The sequence below is a fragment of the Paenibacillus sp. J14 genome (assembly GCF_000518465.1).
Lineage (GTDB): Bacteria > Bacillota > Bacilli > Paenibacillales > Paenibacillaceae > Fontibacillus > Fontibacillus barengoltzii.
In genome coordinates, this window is the sequence record NZ_JADQ01000031.1 from 18742 (window position 1) to 38186 (window position 19445).

17 protein-coding genes are annotated in these 19445 nt (G+C 52.7%); all 17 read right to left on the reverse strand.

Annotation, left to right across the window (positions count from 1 at the left end; genetic code table 11):
• Position 1: 1 nt before the first annotated feature.
• Positions 2–691, reverse strand: coding sequence for a DnaD domain-containing protein (locus M891_RS0113055; protein WP_016311851.1), 690 nt, complete (start codon positions 689–691; stop codon positions 2–4).
• A gap of 25 nt (positions 692–716) precedes the next feature.
• On the reverse strand, positions 717–2012 hold the full coding sequence (asnS, locus tag M891_RS0113060; protein WP_016311850.1) for an asparagine--tRNA ligase: 1296 nt from the start codon (positions 2010–2012) through the stop codon (positions 717–719).
• A gap of 63 nt (positions 2013–2075) precedes the next feature.
• Positions 2076–3281, reverse strand: coding sequence for an acetate/propionate family kinase (locus tag M891_RS0113065; RefSeq protein WP_028539154.1), 1206 nt, complete (start codon positions 3279–3281; stop codon positions 2076–2078).
• Positions 3278–4150: a 3-hydroxyacyl-CoA dehydrogenase family protein gene (locus M891_RS0113070; protein WP_016311848.1), complete on the reverse strand. Its 873-nt coding sequence runs from the start codon at positions 4148–4150 to the stop codon at positions 3278–3280. Before M891_RS0113070 ends, M891_RS0113065 begins: the two co-directional genes overlap by 4 nt.
• A gap of 137 nt (positions 4151–4287) precedes the next feature.
• Complete coding sequence (locus M891_RS0113075) at positions 4288–5790, reverse strand: AAA family ATPase (protein ID WP_028539155.1); 1503 nt, start codon at positions 5788–5790, stop codon at positions 4288–4290.
• Positions 5783–6316: a hypothetical protein gene (locus tag M891_RS0113080; RefSeq protein WP_028539156.1), complete on the reverse strand. Its 534-nt coding sequence runs from the start codon at positions 6314–6316 to the stop codon at positions 5783–5785. Before M891_RS0113080 ends, M891_RS0113075 begins: the two co-directional genes overlap by 8 nt.
• 254 nt (positions 6317–6570) lie before the next feature.
• Positions 6571–7056 carry a cell wall elongation regulator TseB-like domain-containing protein gene (locus tag M891_RS0113085; RefSeq protein ID WP_028539157.1) on the reverse strand — a complete coding sequence of 162 codons (486 nt, stop codon included), beginning with the start codon at positions 7054–7056 and terminating at the stop codon, positions 6571–6573.
• A gap of 60 nt (positions 7057–7116) precedes the next feature.
• Positions 7117–8415: an amidohydrolase gene (locus M891_RS0113090; protein WP_028539158.1), complete on the reverse strand. Its 1299-nt coding sequence runs from the start codon at positions 8413–8415 to the stop codon at positions 7117–7119.
• A complete protein-coding gene (locus M891_RS0113095; RefSeq protein ID WP_028539159.1) occupies positions 8412–9056 on the reverse strand; it encodes a redox-sensing transcriptional repressor Rex in 645 nt (214 codons plus the stop codon). The genes M891_RS0113090 and M891_RS0113095 overlap by 4 nt, the downstream gene beginning before the upstream one ends.
• A gap of 41 nt (positions 9057–9097) precedes the next feature.
• The gene (gene dinG, locus M891_RS0113100) at positions 9098–11953 is read right to left on the reverse strand and encodes an ATP-dependent DNA helicase DinG (protein ID WP_028539160.1); all 2856 of its coding nucleotides are present in this window, start codon (positions 11951–11953) and stop codon (positions 9098–9100) included.
• 196 nt (positions 11954–12149) lie between these two features.
• Positions 12150–12782 (reverse strand): tetratricopeptide repeat protein, encoded by a 633-nt coding sequence (locus tag M891_RS0113105; protein ID WP_307719247.1) that lies wholly within the window; start codon positions 12780–12782, stop codon positions 12150–12152.
• A 553-nt stretch (positions 12783–13335) separates the two neighbouring features.
• Positions 13336–13719, reverse strand: a complete 384-nt coding sequence (panD, locus tag M891_RS0113110) for an aspartate 1-decarboxylase (RefSeq protein WP_028539162.1) — start codon at positions 13717–13719, stop codon at positions 13336–13338.
• Complete coding sequence (gene panC / locus M891_RS0113115; protein ID WP_028539163.1) at positions 13719–14621, reverse strand: pantoate--beta-alanine ligase; 903 nt, start codon at positions 14619–14621, stop codon at positions 13719–13721. The genes panD and panC overlap by 1 nt, the downstream gene beginning before the upstream one ends.
• Positions 14618–15496, reverse strand: a complete 879-nt coding sequence (gene panB, locus M891_RS0113120) for a 3-methyl-2-oxobutanoate hydroxymethyltransferase (RefSeq protein ID WP_028539164.1) — start codon at positions 15494–15496, stop codon at positions 14618–14620. The genes panC and panB overlap by 4 nt, the downstream gene beginning before the upstream one ends.
• A gap of 309 nt (positions 15497–15805) precedes the next feature.
• Complete coding sequence (locus M891_RS0113125; RefSeq protein ID WP_028539165.1) at positions 15806–16789, reverse strand: biotin--[acetyl-CoA-carboxylase] ligase; 984 nt, start codon at positions 16787–16789, stop codon at positions 15806–15808.
• A complete protein-coding gene (locus M891_RS0113130; RefSeq protein WP_051416983.1) occupies positions 16764–18182 on the reverse strand; it encodes a CCA tRNA nucleotidyltransferase in 1419 nt (472 codons plus the stop codon). Before M891_RS0113130 ends, M891_RS0113125 begins: the two co-directional genes overlap by 26 nt.
• An 88-nt stretch (positions 18183–18270) precedes the next feature.
• A complete protein-coding gene (gene bshA, locus M891_RS0113135; RefSeq protein ID WP_028539167.1) occupies positions 18271–19431 on the reverse strand; it encodes an N-acetyl-alpha-D-glucosaminyl L-malate synthase BshA in 1161 nt (386 codons plus the stop codon).
• Positions 19432–19445: the final 14 nt, after the last annotated feature.

The window sequence follows — 19445 nt, forward strand, 5'->3', positions numbered from 1 at the left end:
CTTATCGCATCCCGCTGCGGAAGCGTTGCGTATAAGCTTTGACGTCCTCCGCTGTACGCACGCGGTTGCGGCTCCATTCCAGCAAGATCCGGTCAATGTACCGGAAATGGACCTTTCCGGCAAATACCGCTTCCTTCAGCGCCAATCGGATCAGCTCTTCTGGATAACGGTCTTGGTCCACCCAGCTGGAGATCGTCTCGCATTCCATCGGCGAAAGCGGACGGGCAAATTCTTTTTCGAAGATAACAAATAAGTTCCGTTCCGGCTCCTCACGAACATCAGGAGCAGAATCTACCGGTTTGCGGCCGGAGGCGGCCGATGGCTGCGCAGCCAGCCACTCGCCCAGCCGCTTGTACATACCATGCAAATTATAATGCTCCGAATGGATGCCGGTTGCTTCATCAACCGTCTCGTCGATGCTGATCCAGCCTTCCTTCAATAAACCGCGAATGACCGGGGCAAGCGTTCCGGGTGCCATGTCCATCCGTGATTCCAGCTGCTCAATCGACGGGAAATCGTTACGCTCAATTTGCTGGAAAGCCAGTAACTGGATCAGCAACATCGCTTCTGTATCGCTTAAACGGAGCTTCCGGTAATGGGCAAGCAGCGGGTATGGGATGTTCACCATCCCCGCCTCCATTCCGAGAGCCATGCCCTTCGCCCAAGCGTTGTTGCCTTCATTCATGGCCATAGATTAAGCTCACCTTTCAGTAGCCTTATGGATACAACCGGTACAGCATCCGCGGGAACGGAATCGTCTCGCGTACGTGATCCAGACCGCAAATCCAAGCAACAGTCCGTTCCAATCCGAGGCCGAAGCCGGAGTGAGGAACCGAGCCGTATTTTCGCAGATCCAGGTACCATTGGTACGTTTCCGGCGACAGGTTATGCTCCTTGAAGCGTTCCTCCATCAGTTCCGGATCGTCAATCCGTTGCGAACCGCCGATAATTTCCCCGTAGCCTTCCGGAGCAATCATATCGGCGCAGAGTACGACCTCTGGACGATTCGGATCCGGCTTCATATAGAACGCCTTGATTCCCGCTGGATAATGGGTGATAAACACCGGCTTGTCGTAACGTTCGGCAATCGCCGTTTCGTGCGGCGCTCCGAAGTCTTCGCCCCAAGGAATATCAAAACCTTGCGTATGCAGGTATTCAATCGCTTCATCATACGTGATCCGCGGGAACGGCGCTTGGATGCCTTCCAGCTTGGACACGTCGCGGCCTACAGCTTCCAGCTCGGCCCGGCAATTTTTCAATACCGATTGCACCACATGCGTGATGAAATTCTCTTGCACCTTCAAGCTTTCCTCATGATCGGTGAAAGCCATTTCCGGCTCGATCATCCAGAACTCGATCAAATGGCGGCGCGTCTTGGATTTCTCAGCACGGAACGTTGGTCCGAAGGAGTACACTTTCCCCAACGCCATCGCAGCAGCTTCCATATAAAGCTGGCCGCTTTGTGTCAGATAAGCGTCTTCCTCAAAATATTTCGTATGGAACAGGTTCGTCGTTCCTTCCGCCGAGGTTGGCGTCAGGATTGGCGGATCCACCAGTGTAAACCCGTTTTGATCGAAAAACTCTTGCACGGCGCGAATAATTTCAGCCCGAATGACCATAATCGCCCGCTGCTTCGAGGAACGAAGCCACAGGTGACGATGGTCCATCAAGAAATCAACCCCGTGTTCTTTGGGCGTAATCGGATAGTTTTCGGTCAATTGGATGATTTCGATGTCGGTAACCGTCATTTCATAACCGGACTTGCTTCGCGGCTCCTCGCGAATAACGCCCGTCACGTACATCGAGGATTCTTGGGTCAAGCTTTTGGCTTTGTTCCAAGTTTCCTCAGATACCTCGTTCTTCACTACAACTGCTTGGATGTAGCCGGTCCCGTCCCGAAGCTGTAAAAATTGAATTTTACCGCTGGAACGTTTGTTATTGAGCCAACTGCCGATGACGACCTGTTCCCCGACATGCTCATTCACTTGACGAATCACAGTTTTGACCGCCATGCTTATATCTCTCCTCTAACGAAAACGATATTTAAAAACCCACAGGTTTAAATTCGCCGTATTTTACTTCGATTCCTGCACGATCTGCAACGTATCGCGAGCAATCATCAGCTCTTCGTTGGTCGGGATCACCAAAACTTCGACCTTCGAGTTCGGAGTCGAGATCCGGCGCGGTTCCCCAGAACGAACTTTGTTCAGTTCCTTGTCCAGCTCGACGCCCAAGTAGCTGAGGTTTTCACAGGTTTTCTCACGGACGATCGCCGAGTTCTCGCCCACGCCAGCCGTAAAGACGATGACGTCAACCCCGTTCATGGCCGCAGCATATGCACCGATGTATTTACGCAGGCGATATTCATACATTTCAAAAGCGAGCGTTTCATTCGGTTTGCCAGCTTCCCAACCATCGGTAATATCCCGCATGTCGCTGCTGCTTCCGGAAATCGCTAGCAGACCGCTGTGCTTGTTCAGCATCGAGTTCACTTCGCTGATGGACAGCTCTTCCTTATTCATGACAAAGGTAACGACCGTTGGATCCAAGTCACCGCTGCGCGTACCCATCATCAAGCCTTCCAAAGGCGTCAGACCCATGGAGGTATCCACCGATACTCCACCTTTCACCGCGGTCAAGCTGGCCCCATTCCCGATGTGGCAAGTGATGATCTTCAGCTCTTCAATCGGACGGTTCAAAAATTCCGCAGCTACACGGCTGACATATTGGTGCGAGGTACCGTGTGCGCCATAACGGCGGATGCGATGCTTCTTATACAGCACCTTCGGAATCGGGTACAAATACACTTTCTCTTCCATTGTTTGATGGAAGGCTGTATCAAAAGCCACTACGTTAGGAACGCCTGGCATGTTCGCTTCAGCCGCATTAATCCCCATGATTGCCGGCGGGTTGTGAAGCGGCGCCAGATCAAACAAGCGGCGGATTTCAGCTTTCACTTCCGGCGTAACGAGGGCGGAGCCTTTAAATGTTTCGCCGCCATGCACGACGCGGTGACCTACCGCTTGAATCTCGTCAACCGAGGACAGAACGCCATGCTCTTTGTCGGTCAATTTCTCAAGCACTTTACGGATCGCCGTCGTATGCTCCAGAATTTCGCTGACTTCCGTCACTTCTTCTTTGCCCGTCGGTTTGTGAGTCAGGATCGAGGAATCCATGCCAATCCGTTCAACCAGACCTTTAGCCAATACGGTTTCATCGGTCATATCGTACAGCTGATATTTCAAAGAGGAGCTTCCTGCATTAATAACTAACACTTTCACAGCCGGTCACCGTCCTTATCGTATTTAAAGAAGCCTTCGCCCGTTTTTACACCCAAATTGCCGGCGCGAACCATTTTCTTGAGCACGAAGGAAGGACGGTATTTCAGCTCGCCAAATTCGCGGAACATCCGTTCCAAAGCGGCCAGCACCGAATCCAGACCAAAGCGGTCGGCCATCTCCAGCGGTCCATATTGGAATTGGTAACCCATACGCATCGCTTCATCGATTTCTTCCGCAGAAGCAACGCCTTCGCCCAAAACATGCAACGCTTCATTGATCATAACGCAAATAATCCGGGATGTGACAAAGCCCGGAGATTCATATACCATGATGCCGCGTTTCTCAACGACTTCTTCAACGAACCGCTTCGTTTCTTCAAACGTCGTATCCGAAGTTTTCAGACCGCGAATGATTTCTACCAGGTTGATTTTGGCAACAGGATAAATAAAGTGCATGCCGATGACGCGCTCCGGATATTTCGTTCCGCCGGCAATCTCGGTCAAACTCAGCGTGGAGGTATTACTTGCTAGAATAATGTTACTTGGACAAACTTGGTCCAGTTGCTTGAACACCTCTTTTTTTGCATCCAAATCTTCCGAAATGGTTTCGATCACCATATCACAGGTACCGAGTTCGGCAAAGTGTGTAACTTTATGAATACGGGATAAGATCAGTTTCTTCTCCGCTTTCGTAATCGCCCATTTCTCGAGTTGTTTATCCAGACTCGTCTCGATCATGTTATAGGCATGATCCAATTTATCGGCTGTCTCCTCCACGAGCAACACGTCCAGTCCTTTAGCAGCCAGCATTTCACTGATGCCTTGACCCATTGTGCCGCCGCCGATGACACCAATTCGTTTGTAATTCATGGTCCTCTCGCTCCATCCTTTCATCATCTGTACATAATATGGTTTTCCAGATGTCGAAACATACATCTTTTAACACCCAACATATAATAATATCTTAGCACGAAGAAAAAGTAAAAAAAAATAACCGGCACCATGATTTATGCCGGTAAATGGACGCTGTCACGAAATTGACAACGAAATTGCTCGCCGGAAAGGCGTTCTTCTTTTAACAAAATTTCTAGGGATTTGTCAAATACTGCCGAATGCTGTTCCAATAACTGCTTCGTTCTGGCCGCAAGACCCTCCAAAATTCGAGTATTTTCGTTCATCAGCACCTCAGTTGTCACCATATCCATATTCACGATCCCCAGCTCAGTTAACCCCGACGTCATCATCGTATGCACGATTTTTAACGCCTGCTCGAAATCGTTACTTGATCCGGTGCTGCGACCGCCATAATAAATTTCTTCTGCGGCAGCCCCTGCCAAGGCGATCATGATTTGACCTTCCAGGTACGATTTCGTATACAAGTACTTCTCGTCCTGCGGATTGTGCCGGACATAACCCAGCGCTCTTCCGCGCGGACTTAGAGCAACCTGACTGACGCTGCCCGGAGCAACAACCTCTGCAGCAATCGCATGGCCCAATTCGTGGATAGCAACGCGACGTTTCTCTTCCTCTGCTGCCTGACGATCGGTCTGCTCACCCATCAGCACTTTATCGATCGCGACTGACAGATGTTCCTGGGTGATTTGATCCACGCCATCCCGCATCGCATAGATTGCCGCTTCATTCATTACGCTTTCCAGCTGAGCGCCGGAGAAGCCGAACGATTCCTCGGCGATCTTGTCCAAGTCGACGTCCTCCCGCAGCGGTTTATTCGCGGCATGCAGTTCGAGGATATGGCGGCGTCCCTTCTTGTCCGGCAAATCCACTTGTATATGTCGGTCAAAACGGCCCGGCCGCAGCAGCGCACTGTCCAGCATCTCCTTGCGGTTGGTTGCAGCAATCAGCAAAATCCGCGGCGTGTCGGACGTATAAATGCCGTCCATTTCCGTAAGCAACTGGTTGAGCGTTTGATCGTATTCCCGCTGCTGTCCGCCTTCACGTTTACCGCCGATGACCTCGATTTCATCAATGAAAATAATCGCGTTTTCCTTGTTTTCCTTGGCCGCGCGGGTTCTCGCTTCTTTAAACAGATCACGAATCCGGCTAGCCCCCACGCCAACATACATTTCTACAAACTCACTGCCGGAAGCGGCCACAAACACCGCGTTTGTATAATGCGCCGCTGCTTTGGCAAGCAAAGTTTTGCCGGTTCCAGGAGGACCGGTCAGCAATATCCCTTTAATCGGCCGGATGCCAAACTTGCTGATTTCCTCATGGCGCACCATGAAATCCAGCGCTTCGCAAAGCTCCTGCTTGGCGCTCTCCTGACCGCCAATCTGCTCAAAGGTCAGCTTCGCGGGTCCGCGCTTCTTGCGTTTCCGTTCTTGGGCGGCTCCAATCGTAATGCCGCCGCGCATTTTGAGCATGGCAAATACCGCACCGAATAACACGATAGCTGTAACGAGTGGAATGATGTTCACGCCAATGACCGCCAAAAAGACAATGAGTACAAGTATAAAGCCAAGCGCAGCTTCAATGATCCATTTACGCATTTGGCCACACCCCCATCCGTTCCGGCGTACGCGGCAAAATAATAAATTTGCTGTATTGTCCGTCTGTTAAGGTGATGTACACGTTTTTCTCATCCATTTCCGCCGTAGCCTGCAGCTTGCTGTTCTCCTGCTCCATCTGTTTCAGCGCAGCCGTAATTTGGGTATATTGCTTATTTTCCATGGCCTGAGCGACAGTAAACATCGCATTTTCCCACAACTGGTCAAGCTCCGGCGAGGAATGATCCTCGATATTCAGCTTCAATGTACGGCTGCCGATTTGCTTCTCCCCGTTCTTTTCGATGTGCCGAACCAATTCACCCAAATCCGTCCTGGGCTTCAAATTCAGCTTCAGTTCCAGCTCATCCGCCTTCACATTCATATCGACATGATTAACCCCATCTACACTCTTCACAATATTCTCCAGCGGACGCTCAATCGCCCACTGCCGATATAAGAACCATCCACCAAATAAAACAAGGGCGGAAATAGCAATGCTTGCAGCAATTGGTCCAATACGCAGTTTCACGTGATGTCCCCCTTATCTATATAAATAATCTACTATATTGTATATATTCACGTATATCAAAACTACAAGTAACAGTATATCACATCGTATATATAAATTCGAAGGAATGTGTGAATATATTTAAAAATAAAGTCTAGTAGTTCTAACCCGAAATGCTACAATTTCTCAAGCCAAACATAAAAAACGGTTCCGCCATTCAGGCTCTTCGCCTAAACAACGAAACCGTTAGATATGATTCATTCGTAGACTCCCCGTCAACGATTCGGCAGGGTGAACACTTCCGGCAAAGCTTCGCCGGTCGTGAAACTGAAAAACCGGTAGTAATGGTGGTCCTTCTCTTTATAGAACAGCTGCCACACCAGTTGATTATTGTAAATGCCTGGCAGCAGCCGAACCACTCGGATCCCCGGCAACGATTGTTTGATAATCTCACGCATTTGGCTCTCGGACTTGCCATCAGCCAGTAGGCGTATCTCCGGATCATGTCCTTCCCGCAGCCAGACCATCATCTGACGACCGGAGGCATCTTCACCTTGTACGACCCAGATGACTTCATCCCATACCGACTTCCAAACTTTGTCGCCCCGGACGAGATCTGTCTCTTGCTTTGCCTGCTGAATGGCGGCTCTTTCGGCTTCCCACGTATCCTCATGAATGTATAGATAAAACCGGTGGAGACCCAGGAGCACGATCAACAGGATCACAAGGGACAGCAGGATCCATTTCGTTCGCTTCCTCAAGCTTCTCTTCCTTTCCCTTCCTATGCAAGCAGCCTCCTTCTGGAAACCGCGCGCCGCTCATTATCGTGCCAGCAGTCCCTCAAACGCCGCCTGCGCCTCGTAGCGGATACGTTCCTCATCCAGCGTCAAGCAAGCCCCGTGTTTGACAACCTGCTTGCCGTTCACCCAGACATGCTCCACGTCCTTGGCCCCAGCGGAGTAAACGGTATGGGAGATATAATCTGTTCTCGGCAGGAAATGGGCTTGCTCCGTGTTCAAGGCGATAATATCTGCCTTCATGCCTGCAGCCAGCTTGCCTGTATTTTGCAAGAAGACCGATTTTGCACCGTATTCCGTTCCCATCTTCAAGGCTTCCAGTGCCGGAACCGCCGTTGGATCGCCGGATACGCCTTTATGGATCAGCGCAGCCAAACGAATCTCCTCCAGCATATCCAGGTTATTGTTGCTCGCCGGACCGTCGGTCCCCAGCGATACCACTACGCCTTTCTTCAAGAGTTCAGGTACGCGGGCGACACCGCTAGCCAGCTTCAAGTTACTGCCCGGGTTATGCGAAATTGTAACCCCGTGGGCTGCCAAGATATCGATTTCCTCGTCGGTCAAATGCACCGCATGGGCAAGCAGGGTTGGGCGGGAGAACATCCCCAGCTTCAACAAATGCTCTACCGGACGGACGCCGTAATCGTTCACGTTCTGCTCTACCTCGGCGCGCGTCTCCGACATATGCGTATGCATTGGCAAATCGAGATCATGGGCAGCTTGCACAAATTTCTCGATGAAGGCCGGCGGGCAGGTGTACGGTGCATGCGGTGACATCATCGTGGTGATGCGTCCTTCTGCCTTGCCGTGCCAGTTCTGCGCAAACGCGATCGCTTCCTTGAGCTTCTGATCTTGCTCTTCCGGGGAGCACAAACCGATGGCCCCGCGCATCAGCACGGCGCGAATGCCTGATTCCTCCACGACTTTGGCCACTTCGTCCATATGATCGTACATATCCAGGAACGTCGTCGTGCCGCCCTTGAGCATTTCCAACACGGACAATGCCGTACCGGCATACACATCCGCTGCCGTAAATTTGGCTTCCATTGGCCACATTTTCTCCTGCAGCCAGGTTTGCAGCACCATGTCATCTCCGTAACCGCGCAGCAGCGACATCGCCGCATGGCCATGGGTATTGATCAGGCCCGGCAAGAATAACAACCCTTTGCCGTCCAAAGTCTCGGCGCCTTCCACGCCTTCCGGGCGCTCTTCCCCAATATAGCTGATCGTATCGCCCTCAACGAGCATATATCCGCGAACCACAGGACGTTCCGCATCTAAAACGGCAAACGTCCCGTTCTTAATTAACCATTTCCAACTCATACGTTGCTTGTTTCCTTTCCGTTTTCTAAGTAGTAAGCCAAGCTCAGCAAATCTGTGGTGAAATCAGCGGCATGAATCCGAACTTCCGGCGGAACCTTCAGAATCGTTGGCGCGAAGTTCAGAATCGCACCGATTCCGGCGGCCACCAGCTCGTCCGCCACCCGTTGGGCTTCTGTATCCGGTACGGTGATGATGCCAATGCGGATATTTTTCGCCCGAACAGTTTCCGCCAGCTCTTCGATCGGCTGAATCGTAATGTTGTTGATCTGCTTACCAATTTTCGCCGGCGAAGCGTCGAACACCGCAACAATCTTCATATTATCCTTCAAATACGCATTATAATTCGAAAGGGCCTGGCCCAGATTCCCGGCGCCTACCAGCGCGACGTTAATCTGCTGATCCAGATTTAAAATTTGTTGAATTTTCTCAATCAAATAAGCGACATCGTAACCGATCCCCTTCCGGCCAAAATCGCCGAAATAAGCCAAATCCTTACGGATTTGGGCCGGATTCAGGTCCAGCTTCTGTCCAAGCTCCTGGGAGGACACCGTTGGCACCTCACGGCGGCTGAGTTCATTTAAGAAACGCAGGTAAACCGGCAGTCTGCGGACGACAGCGTCCGAAATTTTCTCTGACTTCATGCATTGTTCCCCCTATTCTCCATTACGATCTATGAAGCGGCTTAGGCTTCGGGATTTAACCATTCCGAGATACGCGGCACCATTTGAGTTAATGGCATATGCTCCATCTTCGGTCCTGGCAATGAGTATAAGAAATATTTTCCATAATATGATTCCAGGATCCGGGTATCATAAACGATCACGATGCCGCGATCCTGCGACGAACGGACAAGTCGTCCGAACCCTTGCTTAAAGCGAATGACCGCCTGCGGGACAGACAGCTTCATGAATGGATTCTTCTTCTCCCGCTGCAGACGTTCGCTCTTCGCTTCCACCAGCGGATGGTTTGGCGGCTGGAACGGCAAGCGTACAATTGCTAAACTGGTCAGCGCCTCGCCAGGGATATCCACCCCTTCCCAGAAGCTGCTTGTCCCGAGCAGCACCGATGCGCTGTTCCCTTGGAAGCGCCGGGTCAGCTTGGTGCGGCTGCCGCTGTCCATCCCTTGCCCGATCACCGTGATGCCTTCCGCTGCAAGCCGTCCTTTTAGCGGGTCATACACCTGCCTGAGCATCTTGTACGATGTAAACAGCACTAGCATGCGCCCCTGTGTCGCCACCGCGGCATCCGCCAGCGATTGAACCAGCGTGTTAATGAAATGATCATCCCCCACGCTGCCTTTCACACTTGGAAAATCGCGCGGAATCACCAGCAGCGCCTGATCACGGTAATTAAACGGCGATGGCAGCATCGCGGTGATCAACCGATCCTCTTCCGCTGCCTCCGTCAAACCAAGCTGCTCAATCATATATTGGAACGATTTATCAACAGATAAAGTCGCAGACGTCATGACGACGCTCTTCTTCCGATCGAAGAAAAATTGCTTCAACTGAGCGCTGACATCAATCGGCACCGCATACATTTGCAGCGACCGGCTGCGGAAGTTCCCGTTCGCTTCCATCCAATAAACGGTGTCCTCGCTCTCCAGCTTCATGAAGAAACGAAGCGCTTCCCGTTCTCCGGCTAAATCTTTAAACAACCCGCTAATATCGGTGATCAAGCTCTCCGCTGCATAATCGTCCTGCTCTTCTCGGATTTCGGACAGAAGGCGCTCCCCTTTCCGAAGCACGTCGCCGAGACCTACATAAATTTGATTCTCTAGCGCGGTCAACGTCTCCCAATCCTTGGGCTTGCGATTCGGCAGCAACCGGTACACGAACTGTCCAGGATCACCAGGGGCGGCGTCACTGCGGTCAGGCATTAAGCTGAACAGCAACTCGCTGAGCTTGTCCCAGCTCTCCTTCACATCCACCAGCGTAGGGAAGATTCCGTCGATGACCGAACACCAATCCGAGGATTTCTCTGCGGCTGACGCTTCGAGCGTGCTGCGGAGGTTGGCCAATTGCCCCGTCTTGCTGTCTTTATACAGCCGGGTCAGCGTATGCACAACCGTAAAATACTTCATATGAATCCCCAAATGCTTGCCGGCCACATCCTCTAAATGATGCGCTTCATCGATTACTAATCGCTCGTAGCCCGGCAGCAGCTGATGCCCCGCCTGGATGTCTGTAAACAGCTTGGAGTGGTTCGTAATCACCACGTCCGCGACACCGGCTTCGTGTTTTGCGCGATGATAGAAGCATTTGCGGAACCAAGGACAGGAGCGGCCCAAGCAGGATTCCGACTCACTGGCCACTGTCTCCCAAAAATCACCGCCGCGATTGCCGAGATTCAGCTCTTCGTCATCGCCGCTTTCTGTTTGGGTCAGCCATACGACCATTTGCGCGGCCGTCATCACATCTTCTTTAGGTGTAGAGAAGTCTTTTCTATTTATTTTATGTTCAAATTTGCGCAAGCACAAATAATGCTGCCTACCTTTAAAAACGGCTGCACGAAACGGAAAAGGCACGACCTCCGTCAACAACGGCACATCGCGCTCTCTAAGCTGTTCCTGCAGGTTGATCGTGTGCGTGCTCACCATGACCTTCTCTTCATTCTTGACGCTGTGGTAAATGGCCGGCAGCAGATATCCCAAGGATTTGCCCGTCCCAGTTCCAGCCTCAACGAGCAGGTGCTTATCTTCCTCAAAAGCTCGCATGACCTCGTGTAGCATCATGTTCTGAGCTTCCCGTTCCTCGTACTGCGGCAATCGTTCCCGCAGCCGTTCTCGGACCTGCTCCATAAACTGCTCGAAGGTCACGTTCTCCAGCGGATTACGTTCCGTGCTGTCCCTTGGCGCTTCGATGTCGAGCCAATCTTCCACCTGCAAGGCGAATTGGCGGTAGTAGACATAGCCGTCTTCGCTTGGCAAAGCTTCCCGCTCTTTTTCCTGCACCATGGCATCAAAAAACCACCCGAGATCGCTGTCCTCACCGGCAAACAGATCTGCCAAACGCTGTAAAGTCAATAGCGGCAATCGGTCACATTCCTCCAAGCATTTGAGGAAAATCAGCGCTGTCGCCAATGCGTCACTGTCCGCCTGGTGCGGACGCTCATGCTCCACCTCAAACTCCGCCGCCACCATCCCTAGCTGGTAGGAAGTCAGTGAAGGGAACAGAATTTTCAGGAAATCCATCGTATCCAGAATCCGTCCTGTAAACGGCAAATACCCCGTCTTGTCCAAGGCGCTCTGCAGGTAGTTAAAATCAAACGCTACATTGTGCCCAACCAACACGACGTCGTTAAGTAGTGGAACCATCTCCACCATCACTTCGTCCAGCTCTGGCGCATCCTTCACATCCTCTTCGGTAATGCCCGTTAACCCCGTAATAAACGGAGGAATCGGTACGCCCGGCTTAACGAAGGAACGATACACCTGAGAAATTGATCGATCCGGCTCTATAATGGCAAGTCCCACTTGAATGATTTCATCAGAGGACTGGTTACCCGTCGTTTCAAAATCAAGCACAGCATATTTCATTGCAATTAGATGTCCCTTCATTCCAGTCTCTTTACAGCATAACAGAAGATAGCCAATTTGAAAATTAATACAAACCATATCTGTAATAAAAATCACAAAATAAAACAAGCGATGCGCCGCCGTAAGCGGGGGTTCGCATCGCTTCCAAAACATGCCGTAATAAGTGCGTGAATTTCCAAGTCAATGAGCGATAAATCTACAATAACGACGTCAACTCGGGACCGTAATGGAGTTTCCCTGTACTGTTCGCACAGGCCTCCAAATTGGCCAACGGCTCGGGTAAGGACGGATCATGGTGGTGAGCCAACTTGAAGTACTCTTTTGCCTTGTCAAATACGCCCTTGTGCGCCTCAATACACCCCAGCGCGTTGTAGATAATAGAACGCAGCCGCTTATTTGCAGCCTTTTCCAGCACGATCCAGAAATGCTTGGCGGCTTTGTCATATTGCTCGAGGTGCAGATGGCACATCCCCAGATAGGTCCGGGCTAACATGCTGTCCGTAAATTGCTTCACCACCTGCTCGAATTGGGCAGAAGCCTGGGGAAACATCAGCAGCTTGTAATATCCTTGACCTTTCACAAAGGCGGGGTCATCCAATTCAGGAAGATCGGGAATTTCTCTGGACTCCAGACTTCGGAACGCATGGCGTAAATATCCCATTTTCTCCTCAAAGCTCAACCATTCCTCGATAATGCCGTCACTCATATGCTGAAGCAGGTTCCACTTTTTCGCAAGTTCCTGCTTCTGGGCTTGGCCAGCCAAGGGGTATTTCCTCGTGATTTCGTCCAACATCTCATTCATTTCCGCAAACACATGCTGAAACATCATTCGCATCCCCCCTAACGAAAATGAAATCAGTCCGAGCCTTACGTACATTTTTTGTTTCGCGGGACGATTTCATTCCGGCAGGGAGGAATTACACTTTTTGATGGATGGATCTCTGGGGGTCATGTGGAATTGTATGTGGAATTGTATGTGAAAAATCAAGTACATTTCAGCGGTTGTTGCGGCTTACACCCCAATGTACTCGAAATTTCATGTACAATGCAGTGTTTTTGCCCTTTTGGGGCGGAATGTACTCGAAATTTCATGTACATTTAGGCGTTTCCCGGGCATTTCGCCTAATTCTATATGAAAAATCATGTATATTGGCGAGGGATTGCGAACTACAGTCAGATTATGTGCGAAAAATCAAGTACATTGCGGTGGTTGTTGTTGCTCACAGCCCAACGTACTCGAAATATCATATACATTTCGGTGACATCAGTATAGTGTAACGCGGACACACCATATTTAAACACACCAAGGGCCCGGCAAAAATGCCGAGCCCTCCTTCTATGGCTCCTTCGTTACGCCGAAGGTGCCTTATTAAACAACCGATTTAGCGGATCATGGCGTGGAGTTCTTGATGCGCCTTTTCCACCGGCTTGTTGTTTTCGTCAACGAACACGACGGTTGGCTTGTGGCTGCGGACTTCTTCCGGTGACATTAGAGCATAAGAAATAATGATGACATTATCACCAGGTTGCACCAGTCGCGCTGCTGCACCATTCAAGCAAATCACGCCGCTGCCGCGAGGTCCAGGAATCACGTACGTTTCCAGTCGGGCGCCGTTATTGTTGTTGACGATTTGAACCTGCTCGTTCTCCAACAGATCGGCAGCCTCCATCAGATCCTCATCTATAGTAATGCTGCCCACGTAGTTCAGGTTCGCTTCCGTCACGGTGGCGCGGTGAATTTTCGATTTCATCATCGTTCTATACATTACGGGTTCACCCTTTTCGTTAAAATTACGTTGTCGATCAACCGCGTTGTTCCAAATTTGACGGCAACGGCGATAAACACCCCTTTTTGGCGGCCGGCTGCATCAACACGTTCATCCTCTGCCAAAGGCAACAATTCCGGAAAATCCGAAACTTCCACATAATCGATATTCGCCAGCGGTTCAGCGCTGATCTTCTCGCGGATTTCCTCCCGCAGCTCCCCTGCGGTAACAGGAGTTTGCCCCTCTGCCTTAGCCCTTGCATCCTCAAGACTGCGGGATAAAACAAGCGCTGCCTGCCGTTCTTCCGGACTCAAGTATACATTTCGGGAGCTAAGTGCCAAACCATCGGCTTCCCGCACGATTGGACAAGGAATCACTTCGATATCAAAGTTCAAATCCTCTACCATCCGCGTAATGACCGCCACCTGTTGGGCATCTTTTTGCCCGAAATAAGCACGGTCCGGCTGCACGATATGAAACAACTTGCCTACAACGGTAGTGACCCCGTCGAAATGGCCCGGCCGGGAAGCACCGCACAGCACGTCAGTCAAACCGTCGACCTTAATGTGAGTACGGGTTGGCTCAGGATACATTTCTTCTACAGTGGGCAAAAAGACGAAATCCACACCTTCACGCTCGGCTAAGGCCAGGTCTTTCTCCGGATCGCGGGGGTAGCGCTCAAAATCCTCGTTCGGCCCGAACTGGATCGGGTTCACGAAGATGCTCAGCACCACCAGATCGTTCTCCGCCCGTGCTTTGCGCAGCAAGCTGGCATGCCCCTCGTGCAAATATCCCATCGTTGGCACGAGCGCAACTTTGATTTGCTTTCCTTCTTTCGCTGCTGTGAACCGCGCATCCTTCAACTGTTCACGGAGCGGGACAATCTTCTCAAAGGTCTTCATGACCGGACTTCCACCTTTCCTTTACCATACAAAGTTCCCAGCGATTCCTGCACGCCTTGGTCCGCGCGGAAAACATGCTCTTCTGCCGGGAACGAGCGATTTTTGACATCCGTTACATATTCTAAAATCCCCTGGCGGATCTGTGCGCCGATATCGGCGTAGGTTTTGACAAACCGTTTATCCCGGTAATCTGCCGTATATTTCAACACATCATGATACACGAGCACTTGGCCGTCACAACCGCGTCCCGCGCCAATGCCGATGGTCGGAATACTCAATTCGCGGGAGATGGCCGTTGCCACTTCCTCCGTGACCAACTCCAGCACAACCCCGAAGGCACCGGCGCGTTCCAACGCCTTGGCATCCTCCATGAGCCGCTTGGCATCGGCCGCGTCTTTGCCCTGCACCCGGTAACCGCCAATCTGGTTCACGGATTGAGGCGTCAATCCGATGTGTCCCAGCACCGGTACCCCGGCTTGCACGATGGCTTGAACAGCAGGAGCGATCTCCGCGCCGCCTTCCATTTTGACGGCGTGGGCATGCCCCTCTTGCATTAAACGGCGAACGTTGCGCAACGTTTCGTCAATACTTCCGTGATATGTCATAAACGGCATATCCACCACGATGAAGGTGTGCTGCGCCCCGCGCGCAACGGAACGACTATGATATACCATATCGTCCAATGTGACCGGGATCGTCGAATCGTACCCCAGAACAACGTTGCCCAGCGAGTCACCGACCAGCAGCAAATCCGCCCCCGCTTCCTCAGCCAGTTGAGCCGACGGATAGTCGTAGGCGGTAATCATCGCGAGCGGAATGCCGTCTTGCTTCATTTTTTTCATTTTGACAATGTTTAAAGCTTGTTTCCCTGCCATGTGATCCATCTCCTTCGGTTTGGCTTTGTGCGAGTCCTCCAAAAACGCGCACAACAAAAAAACCTTTTAGTTTGGCACTAAAAAGGTCCGAAGTCCAAAGAAGAGTGAGTTATCATCCTCGTTCTTCTGTCTCGGTCCTCTTTCGGCTCAGAGCAGAATCCAACGCAACTTGATTTGTGGTCATTCAAAACGTCGGCCGACGGTTTGAACTTTCACCACATTCATACCTCCGACAAGCACCCGGAGTGCAGTTCAGGACGATGCCGATACCGCCTCCTGTGCTCAGTATAACAAATTACGTTAATTTTTTCATCCGCCAAGTTGTACTTCTCCAGAGAAAATCGTGAAATGTTGGCCATTCTGATCCATTAAGAGCAATGCGCCGCTCGAATCCAATCCGGTTGCCATGCCTTGGAGTACCCCGTTTGGCGTATGCACGATGATCTCCCGCCCCAACGTGACAGACAGCGCCTCCCACAAGTGGCCGATGGGCGCAAACCCTTCCTGGATATATAGCGCATAAAGCTGCTCCAGCTCCTTGACTACTGCGCCGATCAAGCTTGTCCGATCAATCCGCTGCCCGCTTTCGATCAATAACGAGGTCGCGATGGCTTCCAGCTCCGGCGGAATGTCGGAGGCTGCCAGATTGACATCAATGCCAATCCCGGCGACGGCGTACCGGATCAGCTCATCCTCTGCCGCAGACTCCACGATAATGCCGCACAGCTTCCGGCCGCGGGCTAAAATATCGTTTGGCCATTTGATGCCGACATCCACACCCGTGACTTTCCGTATCGCGCGGCAAACCGCTACAGCGGTCAGCAAAGTCAACTGCGGTGCAATCGACAGCGGTTGGCGATCGGGACGCAGCAGCAGGCTCATCCATACGCCTTTGCCCGGCGGTGAATACCAGCGGCGCCCTTGGCGCCCGCGCCCTGCCGTCTGCTCTTCGGCAAGCACAAGCGTACCATGAGGCGCGCCTTCCTCCGCCAACCTGCGGACTTCTTCCTGCGTGGAGGGCGTGCTGTCCAGCAGCTTCAGCCGTTTGCCAAACATCTGCGCACCCTGGAGGGCATGCAGCAAGCCGGCATGGCTTAGCTTGTCAGGCTGCCGAGTCAACCGGTACCCCCTGCGAGGAGCGGATTCAAATTCGTAACCTTCTTCACGCAGCTTGGCGATTTGCTTCCATACTGCCGTCCGGCTGATCGACAGCCGGCGGCTCAGCTCCTCGCCAGATATATATTGCCCCGGATGCTCCAACAGCATGTCAAGCAATCGGTTTGCTTCCATCATTCTTCACCACCGTTTCCACATGTTTCAGGAGCGTTGCCCGGTCGTTGGGCAGCTCACCTGCGGCAACCGCGATCAACAGTTGCTTTAGCCGTTCGCTAAGCCAAGGGCCGCCTTTGCGGCCGGCCGCTTGCAGCACGTCGCCGCCGCTGATGGCGAGCTCCTTCAGCGTATGTACTTGCACCTCGCGGTGCCATGCCGCCGCCCGTGCCAATATCGCCTGGTCGGCCTGCCGCTTCGCATCGTCGCCCATGGCCGCTTGCACCACCGCCTGCTGGCGGTGCAGCCACCACGCGGCGGTCTCGCGGCCAAACGCGACCTGCAGGCCGATCCAGCCGCGCCGCTGCTCGCGCTCGCCTGGCGCCTCGGCCAGGATGGCTTCCCACGCTTCATCAAAGCGGACGATCCCAGCCGCCTCTTGGGCGGTCTGGTTCGGGAACGTCCAGCTTTTGAGCAGCGGGGAAGCCGCCTCGCCCGGGGCGCCCAGCGCCTGAAGCAGCAGCGACCAGCGCAGCGCCGGCGGCGCAGGCGCCAGCAGCGGCAACGCCGCCAGCAGCGCCCGGCGCGGCGGCTCGCGGTGCAGCAGGCGGCGCGCCAGCGCGGCGACGGCGCCGGGCGTGGCTGCAGCGCCGCTCGCTGCCTCAGCGGCGCCAGCCACCGCCTTCGCGTACCGCAGCAGCCCGCTGCGTTCCAGCAGGGCCAGCCCGCGCAACGGGTCTGGGCCCAGCACGATTTTTTCAAGCTCCATACGCACGCGCTCCGTCGCGATATAGCCGAGCTTGTCCCGGCCTGCCAGGAGCGCCTTCCACAAGCTCAAGACCGGGCGGAACCCGAAGGTCGAAGCGAACCGGACCGCCCGCATCATGCGCAGCGCATCCTCCGTAAACCGTTCTTCGGCATCACCCACGCAGCGGATCAGCCTCCGCTCAATATCCATCTGTCCGCCAAACGGATCAATCATCTCCCCTTCCAGCCCCCGGGCGATGGCATTCATCGTGAAGTCCCGCCGCCGCAAATCCTCCGTCACCGCATCAACGAACTCCACGGACGTGGGACGGCGGTAATCAGCGTAATCCGATTCCTTGCGGAACGTCGTCACCTCAAACGCATGATCCTCCATCATCACCGTAACCGTGCCGTGTTGAATCCCCGTCGGGATCGTGCGTTCAAACAATCGAACCACCTCATCCGGCTTGGCTGAGGTAGCAATATCCATGTCGTGGACCGGGCGTCCCATCAGTTCGTCACGGACACAGCCCCCGACAAAAAAAGCCTGGTGCCCGCCATCTCGCAAAATACGCAGCACACGTTCCCCCTGAGCCAGCATGAGGGGGTCCACTTGACTCCAGTGTTGTTTTTCGATTGCGGACACCTCCTTTCCAATCACTACAAGCATAGACAAAAAAACGGCACAGCAAGCGCAGGACTCTCCAGCCCTGCGCCGTTACGATGCTATGAACTCATTTATCAAACTTACGGTCGCCTCAACCGCAAGCCGGATTTAACGTTGGCATTGGAACATTGAGCACACGGTAATAAATTTCTTCGTACGCAGCCATCATTTTATCACTGCTGAACTCGTGTTTGGCCCGGGATAAACAAGCTTCACGCATCCGCACGGCCAGCTCCGGATTCTTAAACAGAGAAATGCAATGCGCCGCCATCTGTTTCGTATCGCCAATCGGCGCCAAGTAGCCGGTCTCCCCGTGCTTCACCAGCTCCGGAATCCCGCCGGCGATTGAACCGATCGTTGGCACTCCGCAAGCCATTGCCTCAAGGGCGACTAACCCAAAGCTCTCTTTCTCCGAAGGCAGCAGCAAGACGTCCGCCATGGAGATGACATGGGCGATATCGTCCTGTTTTCCGAGGAAATGCACCCGGTCGGCTAAGCCTAACTCCTTGATTTTGCATTGGATCTTCGGCAGATCCGGTCCTTCCCCCACAAACAACAGCTTCGCCGGTACTTCCTGACTAACTTGATAGAAAATATCCACCACATCACTCACCCGCTTCACCGGCCGAAAGTTGGAGATATGCATCAGCACTTTCTCGTCGGGAGCAGCAAAATTCGTCCGGCAGCTCTTGGCGTCGCGCGGATAGTACACCCGCTCATCCACAAAGTTATACGTCAAATCGATATCTCGCGTAATATCGAGGACCTCACGAGTTTCCCGCATCAAATCTCGGGACACCGACGTCACTGCATCACTTTCATTAATCGCCAGACGAATCAAGTCCTTCAGCGATTCATCCTGTGCCAGGACGGTGATATCGGTCCCATGCAGCGTTGTCACGACTTTAAGCGAGTCACCTACCATTTGTTTGGCGAGAAACGCGCATACCGCGTGGGGCACTGCGTAGTGAACATGCAGAACATCCAGTCCTTGCTCTTTGGCTACCGTAGCCATTTTGGTCGCTAACGACAAATCGTAAGGCGGATACCGGAACACGTAGTAATCGCTGACTTCAACTTCATGATAAAAAATATTTTTATGGTAACTCCCTAAGCGAAAAGGAACGCTATGCGAAATAAAATGGACTTCGTGGCCCTTATCCGCCAGCAACTTCCCAAGCTCGGTGGCCACAACCCCCGAACCGCCCAAGGATGGATAACAAGTGATGCCTATTTTCAAAAATGGTTCCATATGGTGGGGGCCTC

Bases quoted from the DNA above. Each gene is read 5' to 3' on its own strand.
- M891_RS0113055 (WP_016311851.1), bottom strand. From the start codon at position 691: ATGGCCATGAATGAAGGCAACAACGCTTGGGCGAAGGGCATGGCTCTC.
- asnS (WP_016311850.1), bottom strand. From the start codon at position 2,012: ATGGCGGTCAAAACTGTGATTCGTCAAGTGAATGAGCATGTCGGGGAA.
- M891_RS0113070 (WP_016311848.1), bottom strand. From the start codon at position 4,150: ATGAATTACAAACGAATTGGTGTCATCGGCGGCGGCACAATGGGTCAA.
- M891_RS0113075 (WP_028539155.1), bottom strand. From the start codon at position 5,790: ATGCGTAAATGGATCATTGAAGCTGCGCTTGGCTTTATACTTGTACTC.
- M891_RS0113090 (WP_028539158.1), bottom strand. From the start codon at position 8,415: ATGAGTTGGAAATGGTTAATTAAGAACGGGACGTTTGCCGTTTTAGAT.
- M891_RS0113095 (WP_028539159.1), bottom strand. From the start codon at position 9,056: ATGAAGTCAGAGAAAATTTCGGACGCTGTCGTCCGCAGACTGCCGGTT.
- dinG (WP_028539160.1), bottom strand. From the start codon at position 11,953: ATGAAATATGCTGTGCTTGATTTTGAAACGACGGGTAACCAGTCCTCT.
- M891_RS0113105 (WP_307719247.1), bottom strand. From the start codon at position 12,782: ATGATGTTTCAGCATGTGTTTGCGGAAATGAATGAGATGTTGGACGAA.
- panD (WP_028539162.1), bottom strand. From the start codon at position 13,719: ATGTATAGAACGATGATGAAATCGAAAATTCACCGCGCCACCGTGACG.
- panC (WP_028539163.1), bottom strand. From the start codon at position 14,621: ATGAAGACCTTTGAGAAGATTGTCCCGCTCCGTGAACAGTTGAAGGAT.
- panB (WP_028539164.1), bottom strand. From the start codon at position 15,496: ATGGCAGGGAAACAAGCTTTAAACATTGTCAAAATGAAAAAAATGAAG.
- M891_RS0113125 (WP_028539165.1), bottom strand. From the start codon at position 16,789: ATGATGGAAGCAAACCGATTGCTTGACATGCTGTTGGAGCATCCGGGG.
- M891_RS0113130 (WP_051416983.1), bottom strand. From the start codon at position 18,182: ATGCTTGTAGTGATTGGAAAGGAGGTGTCCGCAATCGAAAAACAACAC.
- bshA (WP_028539167.1), bottom strand. From the start codon at position 19,431: ATGGAACCATTTTTGAAAATAGGCATCACTTGTTATCCATCCTTGGGC.